The organism is Microbulbifer mixtoriginis (SeqCode) (genome assembly GCF_052468275.1).
In genome coordinates this window covers 1,304,614-1,324,506 of sequence record NZ_CP174341.1, presented here as the reverse complement: position 1 = coordinate 1,324,506, position 19,893 = coordinate 1,304,614, and the positions used below count along the sequence as shown (strand labels likewise).

General features: G+C 49.3%; 12 protein-coding genes. 5 read left to right on the top strand and 7 right to left on the bottom strand.

What is annotated here, in order from left to right; genetic code table 11:
* Positions 1–184: 184 nt before the first annotated feature.
* Positions 185–2,137 carry a phytase gene (locus tag ACJJIC_RS05780; RefSeq protein ID WP_444910580.1) on the bottom strand — a complete coding sequence of 651 codons (1,953 nt, stop codon included), beginning with the start codon at positions 2,135–2,137 and terminating at the stop codon, positions 185–187.
* Positions 2,138–2,238: 101 nt separating this feature from the next.
* Entirely contained in the window at positions 2,239–4,869 is a 2,631-nt protein-coding gene (locus tag ACJJIC_RS05775) for a TonB-dependent receptor (protein WP_445356594.1), read from the bottom strand.
* A gap of 267 nt (positions 4,870–5,136) precedes the next feature.
* On the opposite strand from ACJJIC_RS05775, the gene ACJJIC_RS05770 reads away from it, so the two are divergent.
* Together ACJJIC_RS05770 and pstS are read left to right on the top strand one after the other, a co-directional pair.
* Positions 5,137–7,068: a PhoX family protein gene (locus ACJJIC_RS05770; RefSeq protein WP_445356593.1), complete on the top strand. Its 1,932-nt coding sequence runs from the start codon at positions 5,137–5,139 to the stop codon at positions 7,066–7,068.
* 129 nt (positions 7,069–7,197) lie between these two features.
* Complete coding sequence (gene pstS, locus ACJJIC_RS05765) at positions 7,198–8,283, top strand: phosphate ABC transporter substrate-binding protein PstS (protein ID WP_444887273.1); 1,086 nt, start codon at positions 7,198–7,200, stop codon at positions 8,281–8,283.
* A 1-nt stretch (position 8,284) separates the two neighbouring features.
* Here the strand turns inward: pstS and ACJJIC_RS05760 are convergent, their stop codons facing one another.
* The 4 genes from ACJJIC_RS05760 to ACJJIC_RS05745 all read right to left on the bottom strand — a co-directional run bounded on the left by ACJJIC_RS05760 (position 8,285) and on the right by ACJJIC_RS05745 (position 13,497).
* Positions 8,285–10,168 carry a diguanylate cyclase gene (locus ACJJIC_RS05760; protein ID WP_445356592.1) on the bottom strand — a complete coding sequence of 628 codons (1,884 nt, stop codon included), beginning with the start codon at positions 10,166–10,168 and terminating at the stop codon, positions 8,285–8,287.
* 315 nt (positions 10,169–10,483) lie between these two features.
* Positions 10,484–11,263: a sulfite exporter TauE/SafE family protein gene (locus tag ACJJIC_RS05755; protein WP_445356591.1), complete on the bottom strand. Its 780-nt coding sequence runs from the start codon at positions 11,261–11,263 to the stop codon at positions 10,484–10,486.
* 139 nt (positions 11,264–11,402) lie between these two features.
* Positions 11,403–12,362, bottom strand: coding sequence for a sulfotransferase family 2 domain-containing protein (locus ACJJIC_RS05750; protein ID WP_444903229.1), 960 nt, complete (start codon positions 12,360–12,362; stop codon positions 11,403–11,405).
* 526 nt (positions 12,363–12,888) lie between these two features.
* Positions 12,889–13,497, bottom strand: coding sequence for a MarC family protein (locus ACJJIC_RS05745; protein WP_252083411.1), 609 nt, complete (start codon positions 13,495–13,497; stop codon positions 12,889–12,891).
* 166 nt (positions 13,498–13,663) lie between these two features.
* On the opposite strand from ACJJIC_RS05745, the gene aceK reads away from it, so the two are divergent.
* Together aceK and ACJJIC_RS05735 are read left to right on the top strand one after the other, a co-directional pair.
* Positions 13,664–15,418: a bifunctional isocitrate dehydrogenase kinase/phosphatase gene (gene aceK / locus ACJJIC_RS05740; protein ID WP_252083412.1), complete on the top strand. Its 1,755-nt coding sequence runs from the start codon at positions 13,664–13,666 to the stop codon at positions 15,416–15,418.
* Between the two features lie 56 nt (positions 15,419–15,474).
* Entirely contained in the window at positions 15,475–15,975 is a 501-nt protein-coding gene (locus ACJJIC_RS05735; RefSeq protein WP_444910587.1) for a hypothetical protein, read from the top strand.
* Positions 15,976–16,040: 65 nt separating this feature from the next.
* On the opposite strand, the gene ppk1 is transcribed toward ACJJIC_RS05735, so the two are convergent.
* Positions 16,041–18,107 (bottom strand): polyphosphate kinase 1, encoded by a 2,067-nt coding sequence (ppk1, locus tag ACJJIC_RS05730; protein WP_445357880.1) that lies wholly within the window; start codon positions 18,105–18,107, stop codon positions 16,041–16,043.
* A 251-nt stretch (positions 18,108–18,358) separates the two neighbouring features.
* Between ppk1 and ACJJIC_RS05725 the strand changes: the two genes are divergently transcribed.
* Positions 18,359–19,831 (top strand): Ppx/GppA phosphatase family protein, encoded by a 1,473-nt coding sequence (locus ACJJIC_RS05725; RefSeq protein ID WP_252083415.1) that lies wholly within the window; start codon positions 18,359–18,361, stop codon positions 19,829–19,831.
* Positions 19,832–19,893 lie beyond the last annotated feature (62 nt).

Below are 19,893 nucleotides of genomic sequence, written 5' to 3'. Positions count from 1 at the left end.
TCAGGTAGAAATTTTAATTGAATTCACTATAACCAACAACGCTAGATCATATCTTGGAGCAAGAAAAATCAGCAACAATTTTTTATTATGTATCTCTAGTTTATAACAAATATAAACCTCGATATTTTTCATAGTAACTCTATAGAAAATTTCATCAGGTTTTTGTCATAAAAAATATAAATGGTTAATTTTTAACAAAGACCGACAAACCCAATGCCTCACTCACCGTATACCAATCAATCAATTTGAAATTCTGCTTGGCAGTGGGCAGACGATTCCTGCCATCTTGGACAACAAGCAAACCCATTGGATATTCCGGTCCCAGGTTCAGGCTGGTAACATCCAGACCGTCGGTTTCAGAACTTCCATCGATACTTGAGCGTATATTCATTGTTACCCTAAAATGACCAACAAAGTCATTACCATCACGTGTGAATAACGCATAACTGTCATTACCCTGGCTAGAGGCGATCAGGTAACCACTATCCTCTGTTAGGTAGAGGGCAAGCCCTTCCACATCATCCACCAGGGTCTGACCATCAACTTCAGCAACCAATTTAGCCTGGTATTCACTATTCTGTTGCTTTTTAAGGCCCAGTGACCAAATCCCCCGATCCTCCTCGGCAAAAAAGAGCCTCTGCCACTTATCATCGACGACACAGCCTTCAACCTGGCTATTTACGACTACTTCTGTATGCTTTTTTAACGAAAATTCTGTGGGATTCTCGCCAATATCAATTTCAAACTGGTGCAAGGCAGCATCTTTATCCGATACCCAAGCAAAAAGTTGATTATCGGTTTTCTGCAAACATAGGCCATAAGGATCTTGCAAATTTATAGCGCGTAGCCCCAGGTGCTCGACATGCCCTTCAGCCGTGATGGCAAAGAGGTTCACCCCGGCGGTCGAGCGATTAGATGCTGCCGCTAATGCACTATAATGAGGATGTTCAATACTGCGGATATCCACATTGTTCACACGTCCCACGGGAAAATGTTCGAGCAGCTTTCCCGATAAATTGTAAATATTCAGGCCACTTTTTTTGTCCGTTGCCAAAATCAGGCTATTCTGTGGCTGGGATTTATTGGCCCAGATAGCAGGATCATCGGCAGCATCACCAAATGACTCTACCGGGTCCGTCTGATTGCGAGCAAATACACTGACGATAGAATCACCGCTCTCGGGATCAAATCCTATAGACTCAGTTTCTAAGTAATCACTTTCCACATCATCAAAAACCAACAGCTGATCCCGACCAACATCCAGGGCCCAGAGCTGACCATTTAAGAATACTGGGGAGACTGCCGAGTGGTTCTCGTTAATATGAATGTGCCACTCTGGCTCCTCTGAGGAAAAAGGCAGTCGGTAGCGATGTATCTGATCACCTGCACTCAGCCACAGACTTTCACTACGAGCATCAAACCATAGATTGCCGAAGTCTTCACCAAGCCATTGAGCACTGAGGAATAATTTACGCTGCTCATCCTTTTCCGCGTTTGTATTTAAGCTCAGGATTCCAATGGGTGGTTGAGATACTAGCAGGCGTTGGGAGCGTGGGCTTACTGCGCAAGCATTAACTTGCTCACCAAAATAGAGTGGACGTACTTCTTGCATCTGCCACTGTTGTTGGGCTGGGAATAATAAATATTCACGACCTATTCCATCTTCACCAATGCTAAACAAATGAGTGCGCTGTTCTTGTTGGGAAAAGCACAGGGCACTCTGTAGCGTTGGCATTTTCTGGCTACCCAGTAGCCTAAAATTTACGTTATTTGAAGCATCACTATAGCGTATTTCATGTAAATTTATTTGCGCCAGGCTCTCATCGTAGGAGGCCACCAGTAAAGTTTCATTAGGCAGAGCTTGTACGGCTAGGCGTTCCACCCTTCCCTCTTGGGAGGCGAGTATTTCTCCGTAGGAATTTATTACAAGCAAACCGCGACGCTCGCTGGCAAGCAATAAATATTGCTCAACCCCAACCCGTATTGGCAGAATCTGTTCTGCGTCTATCGCACCCAAGGGAATTACCCGTTGCGGCAAGGCCTTTTTAATGCGTAAAACAGAATCCACATCGTGACCACAGCTAACGAGTAGCGCAGCGGCGAGCATGATCGCAATAATAAAATGCAGTTTTTTCATGGAAAGCCATTCAATTCCGGAGAAAGAGCCCCACCTGTGTGAGGCTCCTTGCAGTGCATAAACACCGTAATTTTATTAAAAATGTTTTAGATGTTGTCCCGCTAGAAAGTGCTGAAACTCAGGCCCAGGGCATAAGTCGGCCCGTACTCTTCATATTGACCGTTGAAACCAGAGTTATGCACATAATAAGGCTCATCGGTCAAATTCACTCCGGTGAATGTCAGCAGTAAACCGTTGTTCAAGTGGTAGCGCACAGAGAGATCCAATTGCAAGTGATCCTCTTCATAACGATCACGGGACGCATCCTCCATACCTACCTCCAGCAATCGCTCGCTGCGAAAAGCAGCAGACAAGCGCAGGCTAAAAGCATCTCGCTCATAACCGACAATAAAATTTCCCACCAGATCTGCTTGGGATGGCATAGAAATTTTGTCGCTGCGTTGACGATCCGGCCCCAATCCTAGACTGGCTTCAGAGTCTGTGTAGGTTGCGTTAGCACGCAGTAGAAAACCATTATCGAAGCCCTGTGTCCAAGCCAGTTCCGCACCGTTAATCCGTGCCCTTTCACCATTGATAGGCTGAAGTATTTCGGCCTCTTCCACTATCAGGTTACCGATATACTGAGTAAAATCCGCGCTACTGGAAACATCGGACATCACAATAAAGTTATCGATAGACTTGTGGAACAATCCCAGCGATAGCATACCCAGATGATCCGCGTAGTATTCTGCGGAGAAATCCAGGTTGCGAGATTCATAAGGTTGCAGAGCTGGATTGCCGGCTTCCACTTCCAGCTCACCATCGTCGAACTCAATTTGCGCCGGCGAGGGATTCAGATGGCCAAACGAGGGGCGCGACAGGGACTCGGTGTAGGCCGCACGCAGCACAATATTATCGCTGTAATCAAGCTTGAAGTTTACACTAGGGAAGAAGTGATCGTAATTGCGCTGATAATTGACCGCACTTGCATAGACCTCATCGGCAATGAAATCGGCACCGGGTACTGGCTCTTCGGATTCAACCACACGCATTCCTTCGGCACTGAAATCGGTGCGTTCATAGCGCACTCCAAAGACCCATTGAGCGCGATCAAGTTCGATGGTATTCATTACGTAGAGCGCACTGATGTCTTCCTGCATCTGGTAATCACGCGCAGAAGAGAGGGCGGTTTCAGTTTCATCCATCTCAAAACTGGCAATATTACGATTAATAAATCGATTGAGATTGCCTGGATTAACTCCCGGTCCGAAGGTATCGAGACGGTAATCAATATCGTTACGAACAAAATCTGCCAAGGTATAGTCACCGGCAAAACCATCATAAACGCTGGCATTCAGATCACCGCGTTTTTCCCTCTGGCGTTCGTGCAGGCCAAATTGCACCGTTGAGTCATAGGTGCCCCAGTTTATCTCCCTGGTAAAATCCAGACGTAAACTCAACTCTTCATCCTCGGAGAAATTATCCTCAATAACCAACTCGTCCAGTTGATAATTGGCGGGATCTAATATTTTTTCAGCGTCGCTACTGTCCACTGCCATACGCGGAGTTTTACCCGCTTCCACATAACCCAGGCGCAGTGGTTCAAGGACAAAGTCGGTATCGCGGCGATGTGGCTCAGATTCCTCCGCGTAAGAATAACCCAGCACGTAGGCAAGACCCCATTGTTCGAAATTATGCTCTCCACCCAATACTGTTGAAATAATCTCCTGTTCTTCCAGGCGATCTTTCAAGGATTTTTCCAGTGCCGCCCCTTCCCAAATGGCGCTATGTCTGGAGATCGTCTCTGGCTCATCGCGCTCTGCATCCAGTTTCCAGGAATTGCGTTGACGGATCTCCTGATCTGAGAAGTCGGAATTGAGGTTGTGCAGATAGATTCGTGCACCACTACTCAATTGCAGGTCGAAATTAGCGGCCATACCGGTGCGCTCACGAGTAATGGTGTAATCCCGCTGTTCTATTTCAGTTGCCCCAATCCCCCCACTACCATCCTCGGCCACAAGCGCTTCCCAGCTACCATCGGTTTCAATATTTTCAGAACCGAAATCTCGCTGCTGATGACTGACTGCCAGAGCGACACCAAAGCGTCTGTTGCCATCGAGATCGAAAACATTGGTCATGGTGGCTGCATATTTTGGACTGTGCTCCCCTTGCAGTTCGCTATAACTGTTTTCAACACTGAATTTATAGCGGCTGCCATCGTAGTTCAGCGCGTTAATACTCTTGATTTCTATAGCCCCGCCGATAGAGTCAGCGCTCATATCCGGTGTAAGGGTTTTGAATACCTCTAAGCTGGCAAGTAGGTCTGAGGGGATGACATCCAAAGCCACAGCGCGACTGCCAGTTTCCGGTGCGGGCAGACTAACGCCATTGATGCTGGCCGCATTCAAGTTGGGATCAATACCGCGCACCCCCACAAAACGTCCCTCACCCTGGTCGCGGGCAATAAAGACTCCAGGCATCCGCTGCAGGGCCTCTGTTACATTGGCATCCGGCAACTCACCGATGGCATCAGAAGTTTGTACTGCCACCAGCTTGTTGGAGTCACGCTGGCGATCCAGGTCGCTGCGCGCATTGTTGGCCTGGGCGGTAACCGTCACCGTTTCCATAGTGCGGGTCAGGCTCTCTTGTGCATAAGCATTGGCACTCAAGCCGTTATTAGCACAAAAAACTGCTATGGCGAGCGTGGTAACGGGGGTGTTGAGCGTTCGAAAATTGATGGTTGTGCTTATCATCGCGTCCCACTCCAATTAGTGCCGGCGGCGTATTTATTGGGGCGCAGACTAGTAGGCGACTATGAACTTTACATGACGGTTTTTTTAAGCTGTCATCAAGCTTTCAGAAATAGCTGGAAAAATTCCCAGATAAATTAAATATCCTTATTTATTTATCGCTTTATATTAACCTCTTTTAATTAATCGATAGAGTAAAAGATATGTCATCGATTTAATTAGGTCAGGTTAATTTAATTTTATTAGGTTCCCCGCAACGGAGCAGCAGCAATGAAAGATTCCCCTAAAAACCCTGACCGTAGAAAGCTATTGAAGGCCATTGGTGGTGCCACGGCTGCGGGCGCCGCAACCAACTTTATGCCTGGCTGCGGATCGGAGCATCATCGGGAGAATCTCTCATTTCAGGAAGTTCCCCACAGCTTGGACTTCAATCATCATCTACCGCAGGGTTACAGCGCCGATATCCTGCTACGGTGGGGCGACCCCATTGTCGCTAACCTCAAAGAATTTGAGCCGAAACAATTAACGGCACAGGGGCAATCTCAACGCTTTGGCTATAACAACGACTTTATCGCCTTTATGCCATTGGCGGAGAATACCCCTGCCGGGCACGGAGAAATCCACTGCCAGAGTGGTAACAGCGATCGCGGCCTACTATGTGTAAATCACGAGTACACCCAACCACACCTGATGTTCTCTGGTTACAACGATGAGTATAGTGCCACGCGGGGAGTCAGTGCCGAGCATGTAGCCATAGAACTAGCCGCCTGTGGCCACTCGGTAATAGAAATTGCACGTACCGACAAAGGCTGGCAGCCGGTTCTGGAGAGCCCCTACAATCGCCGCATCACCGCGACCACGCCGATGCAAATTAGTGGCCCCGCCTCCGGAGACAAACGCTTGCAAACAACCGCAGATCCCTCTGGCACCCAGGTGCTCGGTACCATTGGCAACTGCGCCGGTGGCAAGACTCCCTGGGGCACGGTATTGGTGGCCGAGGAGGGATTTGGTGGCGCCTTCCAAGGAGATCCCAACAAAGTCGAGGATACTCGCGAGGCGCGCAATCACCGTGACTTCGGCGTAAGGCCCCACAATCGCAACCTAGGTGATTACGACCCACGCTTCGATATACAGCAAGAACCCAACGAACCCAATCGTTTTGGTTGGATGGTGGAATACGACCCCTACGACCCGCAATCTATACCTCGCAAGCTGACCACCCTAGGCCGCTTTGAACACGAGGGCTTTACCCTGGTCTGTAAGCCGGGCCAACCAGTGGTGGCCTATGGCGGCGATGACGACGAACATCAGTTCGTCTACCGCTATGTCTCCAAAGAGGCTTATTTGCCCAAAGATCCAAGCCACAATCGCAATTTACTGGCCGAAGGCACCCTCTATGCGGCACGCTTTGATGCGGATGGAAGTGGGAAATGGTTGCCACTAGTTTTTGGACAGGGCCCTCTAAACAGCAACAACGGTTTTCACAGTCAGGCGGATGTCTTAATTGACACACGCCAGGCCGCTGCACTGCTGGGCGCCACTCCCATGGACCGCCCGGAGGATGTAGAGACCAATCCCCACAACGACTGCACCTATGTGATGTTAACCAAGAATAAAAGCCGCGCCGAAGACAGTGTGGATGCAGCTAATCCCCGTCACCAAAATACTGCCGGGCATATTTTGGAAATTGTGCCCCCGGCCATGCCTGGTAAAAAAACCGGCCGAGATCACACCAGCGACCAATTCCGCTGGCACCAGTTTTTACTTGGCGGCAATCCCAATGCGGAGAATCCCGTGGAGCGCGGCGCTTACGGGCAGCAATCCACTTACAATATTTCTAATCACGGCTGGTTTACCAACCCGGACAATGTCGCCTTCGATCCTCATGGCAACATGTGGGTGGCCACTGACGGCTGCGAGCGTTTCGGCTTCCACGACGGCCTCTGGGCCATGGCCACCGAGGGGCAAATGCGCGCCGCGCCCAAACACTTCTTTGGATGCCCGCAGGGCGCTGAGGTGTGCGGCCCCGAGTTTACTCCCGATGGCACAACTCTGTTTATCGCAGTGCAACACCCTGCCGACGCCCTCAACTCTACTTACGACCACCCCTTACACCGCTGGCCGGATAACAACCCGGAACTGCCACCGCGCCCCTCGGTATTGGCCATCTATAGGGACGATGGCGGTGAAGTGGGCAGCTAGTCATCCCAGAACGGCGCGCTTTCACACGAAGCCGCCGGTCCTGCTAGAATTTTTTAATCGAAGCCTATTTTTGGCGGCTCGTCGCTGGTCTCCAATAAGAGACCGGTGACCCTTTAGTTGAGGTAGCCCATGTTATCGAGGTACACCGCGGTACTACGCCACCTTGTAGCCATACTGGCGGTGACCGCTGGCATTTCACTCTTCGGCCTACAAGTGCAAGCCCAGGTGCCAGAAAACCCCGTTAATCTGCGCGGCAGTGGCGCCAGTTTCCCCTATCCGATTTATGTGGAGTGGTTTCGCCAGTTTACCCACCGCGAGAACAATATTTTTATTTTTTACGAAATGAGCAGCAGCGGCGACGGCATCCGCGATTTTCTCGGCCATACTGTTAATTTTGCCGCCTCAGATGCGGCCATAGAAATCGATGAACTCAAGAAGCTTAAGGAGGGAGGTGTTGTATTACCCGTCACTGCCGGGCAAGTGGTGTTAGTGTTTAATTTACCGGGTATCGATAAATTGAAGCTGTCGCGGGAAGCCTATGTGGGCATTTTTATGGGTAAGATCCGCCATTGGGACGACCCGATCATCGCCGCCAGTAATCCAGATATTAAATTACCACGCACAGATATTTCAGTGGTTACCCGCTCCGAGAGCTCCGGAACTTCCTATATTTTTTCCGGCCACCTCAGCGCCGTTAGTGAAGAATTCCGTGAGAATATTGGCCTGGACCGCACACCCGACTGGCCCCGGCTGTCGACCTTTAAAATCGCACCAGGTAACCAGGGTGTAGCGGCCAAAGTACGAGAAATACCCGGCGCTATCGGTTATGTGGAGCACGGCTTTGCCAACATAGTCAATTTACCGGTAGCAATCCTAGAAAATCGCGCGGGCCAATTTATCGAAGCCAATGCCAAGAGCGGAGTAGCTGCTTTAGAAGAAGTTGAATTTCCCGATAGTAAACTGCCTGTGAGCGGCGCACCCAACCTGATCGCCTGGGTCTGGGACCCCAAAGGGAAAGATGCCTACCCGATTACCAGCTTTTCCTGGTTGCTGCTCTACGCCAATCAGAAAGATGATGTTGCTCAGGCTCTAAGACAGATGCTGGTCTTTATGTTGAGCCAAAATTCCCAATCGGAAGCCGGCAATATCGGTCTGGTACCTCTACCGGAAAACGTGCGTATCAGGGTGCTCAACGCAGTGACCTATGTGCAGTAGCTCAGCCCTCCGCCACCGCATACTCTAATACACGATTGCGACCGGTCCTTTTGGCCCGGTAGAGAGCGTTGTCGGCATGCTGCAATAATTCCAGCACGTCTCTCTCTCCCTGCAGCTGGGCCACACCGATGCTAGCGGTAAACTGCACCGGCCCCAGAGCGGACTTGATCATAATTTTGGCGATATCTTCATGGATACGCTTGGCAACAGACAGCGTACCTGGGCCATCGGCACTAACCAACAGTGCAAATTCCTCACCGCCTATGCGCCCAAACACATCCACCTCACGCACATGCTGGGCTATTACCCGGGCAGTAGCACACAAGGCCTGATCACCGATCAGGTGGCCGTGGCGATCATTGATTGATTTAAAGCGGTCTATATCCAACATCAATATACCCAGGGGAATTTGCTTGCGTTGAGCCAATTTGAGCAAAAGATTGGCCTCTTCAAAAAAACTGCGGCGATTGTGAATACCAGTTAGTGGATCGGTACGTGCCTCCAGTTCCGCCCTGGCCTTAGCAGCTTCCAGCTCTCTGGTGCGTGACTGCACCAACTCCTCAAGATCAATCTTGGATACTTCCAGCTGTTGCAGGTATTTTTTTTCCGCCCGATCCTTCTGTAACCGCAGGCGCTGCACCATTAAACCGATCGCTGCCATAATCGCCAGCATCTCCACAAAAGAGGCCACCGGCGGCCAATAGTAGTTGACTGGGTTGTGCACCACATAACCGAGATCACGCATTGCCTGCACCAGTAGTCCCAGCACTAGGGTGGCCCACCCCAGGGCAAACACTCCTGCAGCATTCTCTCCCTGGCGCCAGCGAATCATAGCGATGGGCACGATCAGGGGATAACAAAGCAATGCGATGATCATGGATATTTGGGAAAGGGCCTTCAGCTCTAAAAACACGCAACCAATCAGGAAAGCACCGTTGAGCAACATCAGCTGTAAGAGGAAGTCCAACTTTGGCGTGAACTGACGGGTTTCGAGAAATGTCCGTGCAAAGACAAGCCCGGCCATAATTGCCACAGCCCCACTAAGAGAGCCGTATCCCCAGTGGAAGCTGCCTGTCATCAGGTATTGATGGGTATATCCCAGCACTGTGCCCCACACCAGGATTTTGCTAGCGCAGTAGAAAGAATAGATATAGAGAATCTTTTCTTTGATTGCGATCGCTCCCACTAGGGCAAAGACCGCCATTAAAAAGTAGCCTCCAAACAGAAAAGCGATCAGGCTCGTCTCACCCTTACTGTTTTGTTGCAATGCCTGGGGGCTCCAGATACGCAGACTGGGAAAGACCACACCCAATTCGCCAGAATCGAACCTTACCATTAGCTCCTGAGTGGTCCCCGGTGCGATGGTCACTGGAAAAACAAAACGGTTATGCGCCACCTGCCGACGGGCAAAAGGCTCATAAATAGAAAGGTTGCTCACTTCGCGGAAGAGATCACCACTGCCCGCCTTCCGGCCGAAAGCTTGCAAACCGACCAACTGGTGATCGACATACTCAATATTTAGGGTTAGCGGGTGGCTGTCGCGATTGCGCAACGTAAAGTGAGACCAGAAAACACCGGCGCTTAGACCGGTGGAACCCGCTGTTTCCAAAGTGCGAAACTTCCCCTGCTCATGAGCTTGTCGTGCACTATAAATATCACTCTCTCCACCCTTGTCGTGCCATATCGCATGGAGTCCAGTGGAATTTTCCCCCTGCTCATTGGTGTTCACGTCCAGGGGAGTATGCGCCCATACCGGAACCTTGGGCAGGAAGAGGACATAGAAGGTTAAAAGTAAAAAAACATAGAAAGAGGGACGAATGTACCAACATTTAAAAATAGAACGCCACAGATCCAATAACCGAAGTCTTATTATTCTGTCTTTCATAGTCTTGGCGCACGGGGATAACACTTACCCCTTATAATGCCTTCCTACAGAGCAGTAAATGACAGCCTCTCACTTAACGCGAGACATTCTGGCCAGCTAACGCTTTCACAATGATCAATCCGCCCCCTCAATGAAGTTTTGCGTATCTTTTGGCTCTCAATCGGAGCACCATAGGTACTAGCAACCACTAAAGTTCGAATTTACACAAAAGACACAACATTGCCGCAATTCCCCTATTCATTACTAAGCCTTGATCACAGAGATTACTCCACTGTCTCAATGCTTATCGGTATAGGCTCGTTTTGCGACAAGTATCTAACTGAGTAAGGTGATATCAGAAAAAATATCAGGTCTTAATTGAACAATTTGTGTCAAAGATCGTAATGCGAGAAACACTCCACAAATAAACATTAGAGCGAGCATATAGTAATGAAAGCGCTGTGTACTCATACGCAAGATGCGATGCTTAGCAAGGTAAACTCCAATACTCCCTCCAATACCAATAGCAACGCCATAACTTGCCAAATCCATGGTGATAGCACCAAAGCTAAGATAGGTCATTATTTTGGTGGCCTGTAAGACCATGGTGTTCAACGCCTTGGTTGCAATCAAATTTTCCTTATCAACACCGTAATTGATAAAGAAGGGATTCTGCACCGGACCAATAGCACCAATAACCCCAGAAAGAAATGCGACTACTACACCAAGTAAGAAAAAGTAGGGTAAACGCATTGGAAAAGAAGATTGTTTTCTACCGAGCCGATATTGAACCAAAGTGGACATCAAAAAGATGCCCACAAAGAGCTGAAGCCATATTGGGTGCATTTGACTATAAATATAGGCACCAACCATCGCCCCCAGAATACTACCGGGTAGCATCCAGCGAATAACGCTCCAGTTAATATATGGCCAAAACAACAACACGCGGGAAGGTGCGGCAATAACACTGCCAATCGTAATCGTAGGAGCCACCAAATGTGGCCCTATCAAGAGGCCGACCAGCGGTATCATCAGCATGGCCCCACCACCGGCAGCGAGGGTGCAGATATACCAAGAGAAGGCCCCAAAGATTAGTAAAACTGGGATTAGTATCATGCTCTTATCCGCAGCTCAAAAATGCCTCTACTAGGTAGGCAATAAGTTTGCTGGCGATTGATAGCCCGCAGAGTCAGTCAATATAGACCATAGAAAGATCAGTAGGAATAACGAAGAAAAGTCACTTGCTCCAGTACACTTAGTCTTCACCGCGAATTACCCAGGGAGAATTTACTAGCGGTTGTCCCGTCTCAGCCACCTCACACTCTAGAGTTGTCCCCTTTGCAAAGCCAGAGATGTCTATAGAAAAACCGACGAAACCACCTCGGCCTGCACCATTTGCGCGTAGATCAGCACGATATTCATTCGCTAGAACTTCGCCCTTATAGGCCCCATCAACTTTCACACGAAGCACAACCGCCTCATTATTTTGTTCGGGAATAGCGCAACCTCTAATACGTTTATTGGATTGGCTAAAAATAGAACCCGCCACAAACCTCTCCCCTCGCCGGGAAAGTAAAACCCTCCATTCAAACTGTGACACCGCTTTTTTATACAGAGTAATTTCACCCGCATTCAGAATACGCAACTCTTCCAACTCATCTTGGGGAATATCATATTTTTCCTCAAGCTTTTCACGCCCTAGATTCTCTGCCAGATACGGGATTTCCAAACCAAATTTTTTATTAAGCAACTGTAGAGACTCATCATATCTCTCTGTCAAACCGACAAACCCAAGAGCAGGCCAAGATAAGCCCCTAAAAATTTTTAGCTGTCGATTAGTAAATGATGGCTTACTGTAAAAGGACCTGAAGGCACCTTTATATCTATTGTGACGAGAAAAGTGTTTATACTCTGATACCACTCTCTGTATTGGATCTCTCAATATCGTTACTGTATTTTCCAGGCCAAATACCGGGACATAACGTATTGCATTAAAATGACCCGAGAGCATTTTTCTATTTTCGTATTTCATCTCCTGGAAAAAGGACCATGGATCTGGGATTTCCCCCATCCATTTTTTTACAACATCGCTGGTCTCCATTGACTCCGGTCCATAATCAAGACAAATACTGCCATCACCAAAATAAGCTGATGCGCCGAATCGAAAACTTGTTCCCGCTGTTTTTGGAACATGAACAAATAAAAGAGGGTTCACTGCCGTAAAAGGTCCTTATAATGAAACACAACATGCCTCCAAGGCTCCTAAAACGGCAATAAAAAAGAGCAAGGAAACACATCAAGAAAATGATAAAGGATTGTCTTTTGAATATCTTATCTCTTAGCCAATTCGTTTCTTGTAAAACAATTACTTATCATTATGCATCACTTAATCATAGTTAGGTTTAGTGATGTGAACAACCATCTGATTATTGCCTGACAAACAAAGGGCGTAACTGTGACTACAGTCTTCTTTTGGCCATTTATTAATGATATTTAGAAAACAAAATAATAAGCCATAAAATATTACTCAGACGTATTTTGGCTGTACCGGCATAATAAAGTCACAGAGAAAGCATGCTTCACCATAGTACAATACAGTATTCAATAGCATCTTGTTATTGAGTAAAACACATCTTTCATGGGGAAATCGAAACATGGAATAATCGAAACTAGTCGGCAAGAGAACTTGTACAGACACCCCAACTGACGTTCGAAGTGCCTGCTCATTCTGACTGGGCAGCTTAGATAGAGAAGAACTGCTGTATACCCAGTAGTACATTGGTGGTGGCTACCGAGGCGAGTATCAGGCCCATCACCCGACTGACGATACTGGCGCCAGCATCCCCTATAAACCGATAGATCCAATTTGCGGTTAGTAATAGTGCAATCACAATCCCCAATACCGCCAGCATCGCCGTGGCAGTGTTGAGTTGATGCATCATATCAAAGCGATGATTATCGGTAAGTACCACTGCTGCTAGCATGGCGCCCGGCGAGGCTATTGAAGGCACCGCCAGCGGAAATATCGCGGTCTCATGGCCCTCCCGGACAATCTCCATCTCCTGTTCAGGTTTACTATCGCCAAATATCATGGTGAGGGCAAACAGGAACAACACTACACCACCCGCCACCTGAAAAGCTGACAGCGGTACACCGATTGCCTCCAACAGGAATTGACCGACCAATAAAAAGAACAACAAGATGCCAGCGGCTACCAATACAGCCAGCCAGGCGATTTTGCGTTTTTGCCATTCGGCGTGACGGGAAGTGACGGCAATAAATACCGGCAGAGTGCCCACCGGATCGATCACCGCAAAGAAAAAGACAAAACTACTGATCCAATCGTTCAACTGGTACTCCGGCGTGCCGTGCTACTATCCGCTTATTCCCTGCCGCGGGGAGATCGGCAAGCGCCGGGGCGGTGGAATCTGGTAAGGCGCGGGTTAACCCCGTCAGCCACCCCAAATGCTCCCCAGGCAGATGCTTAACCTGAAACTCAAAAACCAAGTCTAGTGCATGACCAATCACTCACCGACCGCCCGCCGCATCGCGAAGACCATCCTGAATGGTTTTGATGCGTATTTCGCAGACTATCAGAACATCACTCTGGGCGCCAAGGCGCGCTTTGAGACCGCTTCCTGGCAGGCCGCACATGAGGCCAACAAGGAACGCATCGACCTGTACAAAACCAAGGTCAACCAGGTGCTCAAACTGGTGCACTCAGTTACCAGTAAAGATACCAGTCAACTGGAACTGTGGCGGGATGCCCGCGCCACCTACGCACAACTAATCGCCAATCACAGCAACTACGAGATTGCCGAAACTTTCTTCAACTCTGTCTTTTGCAGCCAATTCCGACACGCGGATATTCACGACAAAAATATTTTCGTCAAACCCTCTCGCGCACCAGACGACAAACCGCTGCGGGATTACAGCATTTATATCAGCTATAGCGGGCGTGATGGACTCGAATATATGATCGAGGACATCCTCAAAGACTTCAGCTTTTCCGCCCCTTGGGAAAATATGCAGCGGGATATCGAAAATATCTGTGCGCTTTTACGCGAGGCGCCGCTGGCCAAGCTGGAGAATGAAAAACAGCTGCGTGTAGATATGCTGGAGTCTGTGTTCTACCGCAACAAGGCCGCCTATTTAGTGGGTCGCATGATTTTTAATGGCGAAGTGGTACCTATTATTCTGCCCTGCTTGAATAACGGCCGTGGTGGTATTTTTGTGGATACCCTGCTGCACAGCAATGATTCCGCTAGTATTATCTTCAGCTTCACCCGTTCCTATTTTATGGTGGATGCGCCCATTCCCTCGCGTTTCGTACGCTTTCTCTCCACTATTATGCCGCTCAAGGAAAAGTCGGAGCTGTACAACTCCATCGGCTTCCACAAGCACGGCAAGACCGAGTTCTACCGCCATATCCTTGCGCATATGAAGGTGAGCAACGATCAGTTTGTGATAGCACCCGGCATCAAAGGCATGGTAATGAGCGTATTTACCCTGCCCTCCTATCCAGTGGTGTTCAAAGTCATTAAGGATCGCTTCGATCGCCCAAAAACCGTCACCGAAGAAATTGTGCGGGAGAAATATAAATTTGTATCCCGCTCAGACCGCGTTGGGCGTATGGCCGATACCCAGGAATACACCAATTTCATCTTCTATCGCAATCGCTTTAGTGAAGAACTACTGCGTGAGCTACAGGAGGTAGCACCCTCCAAACTGGTCATTAATGAGAAGTGGGTAATTATCCGGCACCTCTATGTAGAACGGCGCATGGAACCCCTCAATCTCTATTTACAAACCTCCAACGAAGAGGAAACTCGAGAAGCCATGGAGGAATATGGTAATGCCATCAAGCAACTAGCAGCAGCCAATATATTCCCCGGCGATATGCTTCTTAAGAACTTTGGTGTGACCCGTCACGGCCGCGTGGTCTTCTACGATTACGACGAGCTGTGCCCGCTGACGGAGTGCAATTTCCGCAAGATTCCCGAAGCGCAAACACCTGAGCAGGAACTGGCAGACAAACCTTGGTACACCGTGGATGAAGCGGACGTCTTCCCCGAGGAGTTCCGCCTGTTCTTCTCCGGTAATCCCACCGCGCGCTCAGCTTTTGAGAGGTTGCACAGCGACCTCTACGATTATCGATACTGGAGACGCCTGCAAGACCGTATCCGCGCCGGGCATGTGGAGAGCGCCTTCCCCTACCGGCGTAAGTGGCGCTTCCATCGCCGTGCTCCGGCCATCGCCCGCAACAAATAAGCACTCAATCTATGGCTATATTGGTAGGAGGCCCCCACAATTCGAATAGGTGATCAGTGCGCATACTTGCATGGGCCGCAACTCTAGCGGCCCTGGCTCTATTAACGGTCAGTGGCTGCGGATATCTGCCCAGTGAAATGACCATTCCCGGTAAGGAAAAGGCGCCGCCTCCTCACGCCCGTATCACAGGAAAACCCCAAGTAGTCAGCTGCGCAACTCCAGCACAGGGATTTCGCCCAATTCCATTCGACAACCTCTACACCTTCACCGGCAGTGAGCCCCAGCCTTTTCAGGAAAAGGCCAGTGTGCCAATGCAATACGATGTACTGGCCTATGTTTGGGGTAGCGAACCCTGCGCACCCAGCGCCTTTTGCAAAAGAGGGGATTACTATTGGCTGATCGGGAGAGGACCTGGCAATGATTTCCAGACCTGGGTAGTTACCCCACAGTTTCCACGTATGATTATCCAGTCGACTTGCTATGAATGGCTGCAAATCGGACAACGCTATCGCTTTTCATTCAATCGAGGAAAGTTGGTGGGGTTCAGCCGGGACTAAGTGAGCCAAATTACTGTGAGTGCTTTTAAAGCCTGCAAACCAGTTCTTGTCGAAACCAACTAAGTTCAAGCGTCAGACTGCTTCTTCAAATAGCGGTATATAGCATCCTGGGAACGACAGTTTTTTTTGCCAGAGTTGGCAATTTTAGTATTACTCTGTCTCGCATCCACAATCCGAGCTTTTTGATTATCACTCCATTGCAGCTCCAAAATTTTTCGAATCGTCTCACGGTGATCAGTATTCATAATTGGAAATGTCACTTCCACCCGGTGATCTAAATTACGAGTCATAAGATCTGCTGAAGAGAGCCACATTATCTCCTCTCCACCGTTATAAAATATATAAACACGCGCATGCTCCAGAAACTTATCTACCAAACTGACAACTTGAATATTGTCAGAAAGACCCGCTGTCTCACACACTAAGGTGCACATACTTCGTACAATGATTCTTACTTTTACACCTGCGGCACTTGCACTGTAAAGCCGATCCACTACCTGGCTATCCACCAAGTTATTACACTTAAAAAACAACTCAGCTCTATCGCCCCTTTGGGCGGCCTCAATTTCTCGATCTATTGCCCCCAAAAGCGCAGCACGGTTTGTCAGAGGTGAAACTGCGATATGCTGAAACACCGGACGACGTCGAGTACGCCGAATAAATTCGAAAACATTGTAGACATCCTGGCCCAACTCCTGATTATTAGTTAACAAACTAAAATCACAGTAAATTCGCGCAGTACTCTCATTAAAATTGCCTGTCCCCAAATGACTGTAAAGCTTATCCCTACCCTCTTCTCGACGAAGAATAGAAATCAATTTACAGTGAACTTTCAATCCTGGAACGCCATAAATAACCTCTACCCCCGCATCGGCAAGCTCCTTCGACCAGTGGATATTTGCCAACTCATCAAATCGAGCACGCAACTCAACAACGGCAATAACTTTTTTATTATTCCGCACAGCATTGATCAAAGCAGCCACCACCCGTGAATTCTTTGCAACCCGGTAGAGATTGATCCGAATTTCTCGCACCTGTGGATCAATTGCTGCAGATGCGAGTAAATTGGTGATTACGCGAAAATCATGATAAGGGTAATAATAAAGCCGATCGGCACTGCGAATATGTGCAAAGGCTCCCCCCTTACCAGGTAACGTTGGCAGCGGTAATAATGGCTTATAGATATAGCTCCCAGAATCTGCGGGGAACTTCATTAGATCTTTAGAGTTGTGGTAACGCCCACCAGGTGTATAAGTATCATAGCGTCCCATTTTTAATTTTTTCTTCACCATATTTAGGAGCACTTCAGGTATTTCTGCATCGTAAGCAAGGCGCACCGGATCGGCACGCTTACGCCTCTTGAGAGATTTCTCCATACGGTCCACGAGGTTTTGGGTTATCTGTTCACCCAATTCAAGCTCAGCATCACGACTAATCTTAAACATATACGCTTTGGCTGAGCGAATCGGCAAAACCTGGCGAAACACCTCCACCAAGCAGGCCCGTATAATATTGTCGAGAACGATATATACTTTTTCACGCTTTCCCTCACGGGGTGGAATCACAACAAAACGCGATAAAGTATTAGTGGGAATTTCCATTGCCGCATAACGCTGGGTACCATCTTTTAGGCGCAGAAAAATGGCAAAATAGATACTCGCCTCATTAAGCAGCGGCATAGTATCAAGATCATCAATAAAAAAAGGCTCCAGCTCTGGCAACACTTCCCGATGGAAATATTCTTCGACAAAGGTGCGTTGGTGCTCAGTTAGCGTGGTTTCCCTAACTACATGGATATTGTGTTTATCGAGATCTGCCAGTGCTTTAGCGTAAGCCCGTGCATAACGTCGTTGCAGGCGTAGTACACGCTCATTAATTTGCCCGAGTAGTTTGGCAAAATGTCTTTTCTCCTGTTCAGCCCCTGCGAACGCGGCAAGACGGCGCACATCTGCTACACGTACACGAAAAAATTCATCGAGATTGTTAGAGAAAATTCCCAGGAAACGCACCCGGTCAATAATGGGTACAGTTTCGTCTTCAACCTCCTGTAGCACTCGCTCATTGAAGGACAACCAGCTCAACTCTTTTGGGTATAGAGGGATATCGTTAGGTATTGAAGGTTTGTAAAACATATTCAACCGGAGTGAATTTCCCTGCCCCAAGAATTCGATGCCAATTCAGGGGAAGTACATATCGAACAACTTATAGGGGCACAGGCATCAACCTATGACGAGCTATTTTCGCGAAAGGAAGATTTACGCGCATTTTCGTCACGACCAGGGGGAAGACCCCGCCAGATTGAAATAATCAATATGAGCACAAGGTTATACAGTTAATAGTAGAGTAGCTTGCCGTCTTAACTAACACGGGCCTAAGGATGTCGATGCAATCACCAAGTGAGCGCTACGTTGCGCTCGACCTCGGCTCCAACAGCTTCCACCTGTTGTTAGCGGAATTTCGCGATCAACGCATGGTACGCCTGCATACCGACCGCGCCATGGTGAGACTGGCAGAGGGGCTGGACGCCCACCGCCACCTAAACCCCGTGGTATCGGAGCGCGCCCTGACCGCGCTCACTCGCTTTCAACCTGTACTACAAAAACTACCGGTCGATCATATTCGCGTCGTCGGTACCAATACCCTGCGCGCCGCCGCGGCTAATGCCGATGGTTTTCTCGAAGAGGCCGAATCCATTCTCGGCGTGCCCGTGGAAATTATTAGCGGTATTGAGGAGGCACGCCTGATTTACAGTGGCGTAATGGCCGCCGCCGACGGCCCACCACGGCTTCGCTGCATTATCGACATCGGCGGTGGCTCCACCGAACTGGTGCGCGGCAGCGAATCCCCCCAACAGTTACAAAGTCTGGAAATGGGTTGCGTTTCCTACAGTAGGCGCTTTTTTGCCGATGGCCTGATCAGTGAAAATACCGTCAACCACTTTAAGCGCGCACAGCGCGCCGCCCGCGCCGAGTTGCAAGGGTTACAACACATTGCCGCCGAAGCGGAAGTTATCGGCTGCTCTGGCAGCGTGAAGGCGGTTTCACGAGTACTGAATGGAGGAGAGGTGGCGGATATCGTGCACGAGGATATCGACCGTCTCGCCAAAGAAGTTGCCAAGGTGGAGCATATCGCCGAACTGGAGCTGCCCGATCTCGACGAGGAGCGGCACCCGGTATTCGCCGCCGGCCTGGCAATCCTGCACGCCATCTTCTGTGAATTGGATATCCAGCGCATGGAGGTTTCGCCCTATGCCATCCGCGAGGGCATAGTGCATGACCTGGCGGGGCGGCTGCACGGTGGCGATCGCCGTGCCAGTACTGTAGACGCTGTGGTACAGCACTGGCAGATTGACCAGAACCAAGTGCGCCGAGTGAACGACACCGCCCTCAAACTATTGCAGCAATTGCGCCCCGAATACCCGCTGGAGGGAAGGCAACGACTGCGCTGGGCCATCCAGCTACACGAAGTGGGGCTGGCACTCACCCACAGCAGCTTTCGCAAGCTCGGTGCCTATATGATCAAGCATGCGGATATGGCTGGATTCTCCAACGGCGAACAGGAGCACCTGGCCTACCTAGTGCGCAACCAGCGCGGTCCAATCAAAGCACCAAAAGAGCACTACGGTTTTCACCCGAGCCCAGATTTACTCCTGTGTCTGCGCCTTGCCAGTATTATTCACCGCGACCGCACAGAGCGCACTTTGCGGGGAATCAACTTGGCAGACCAGGGAGATGCCTATCGCTTGCAAATTGAGCGTGAATGGCTGGATAGCAGCCCGGCGATAGAGGAATTGCTTTACCAGGAGGAGCAGCACTGGCAATCACAGACACGCCCTCTACGCCTACTTGCGGTATAAGCGTCCCTGCGAATAGCGATTAATGCCGGTAACATGCCTGGCAACATTTGTTTTTAGCCCAA

Bases quoted from the DNA above. Each gene is read 5' to 3' on its own strand.
- pstS (WP_444887273.1), top strand. From the start codon at position 7,198: ATGTTATCGAGGTACACCGCGGTACTACGCCACCTTGTAGCCATACTG.
- ACJJIC_RS05725 (WP_252083415.1), top strand. From the start codon at position 18,359: ATGCAATCACCAAGTGAGCGCTACGTTGCGCTCGACCTCGGCTCCAAC.
- ACJJIC_RS05780 (WP_444910580.1), bottom strand. From the start codon at position 2,137: ATGAAAAAACTGCATTTTATTATTGCGATCATGCTCGCCGCTGCGCTA.
- ACJJIC_RS05755 (WP_445356591.1), bottom strand. From the start codon at position 11,263: ATGATACTAATCCCAGTTTTACTAATCTTTGGGGCCTTCTCTTGGTAT.
- ACJJIC_RS05770 (WP_445356593.1), top strand. From the start codon at position 5,137: ATGAAAGATTCCCCTAAAAACCCTGACCGTAGAAAGCTATTGAAGGCC.
- aceK (WP_252083412.1), top strand. From the start codon at position 13,664: ATGACCAATCACTCACCGACCGCCCGCCGCATCGCGAAGACCATCCTG.
- ppk1 (WP_445357880.1), bottom strand. From the start codon at position 18,107: ATGTTTTACAAACCTTCAATACCTAACGATATCCCTCTATACCCAAAA.
- ACJJIC_RS05760 (WP_445356592.1), bottom strand. From the start codon at position 10,168: ATGAAAGACAGAATAATAAGACTTCGGTTATTGGATCTGTGGCGTTCT.
- ACJJIC_RS05775 (WP_445356594.1), bottom strand. From the start codon at position 4,869: ATGATAAGCACAACCATCAATTTTCGAACGCTCAACACCCCCGTTACC.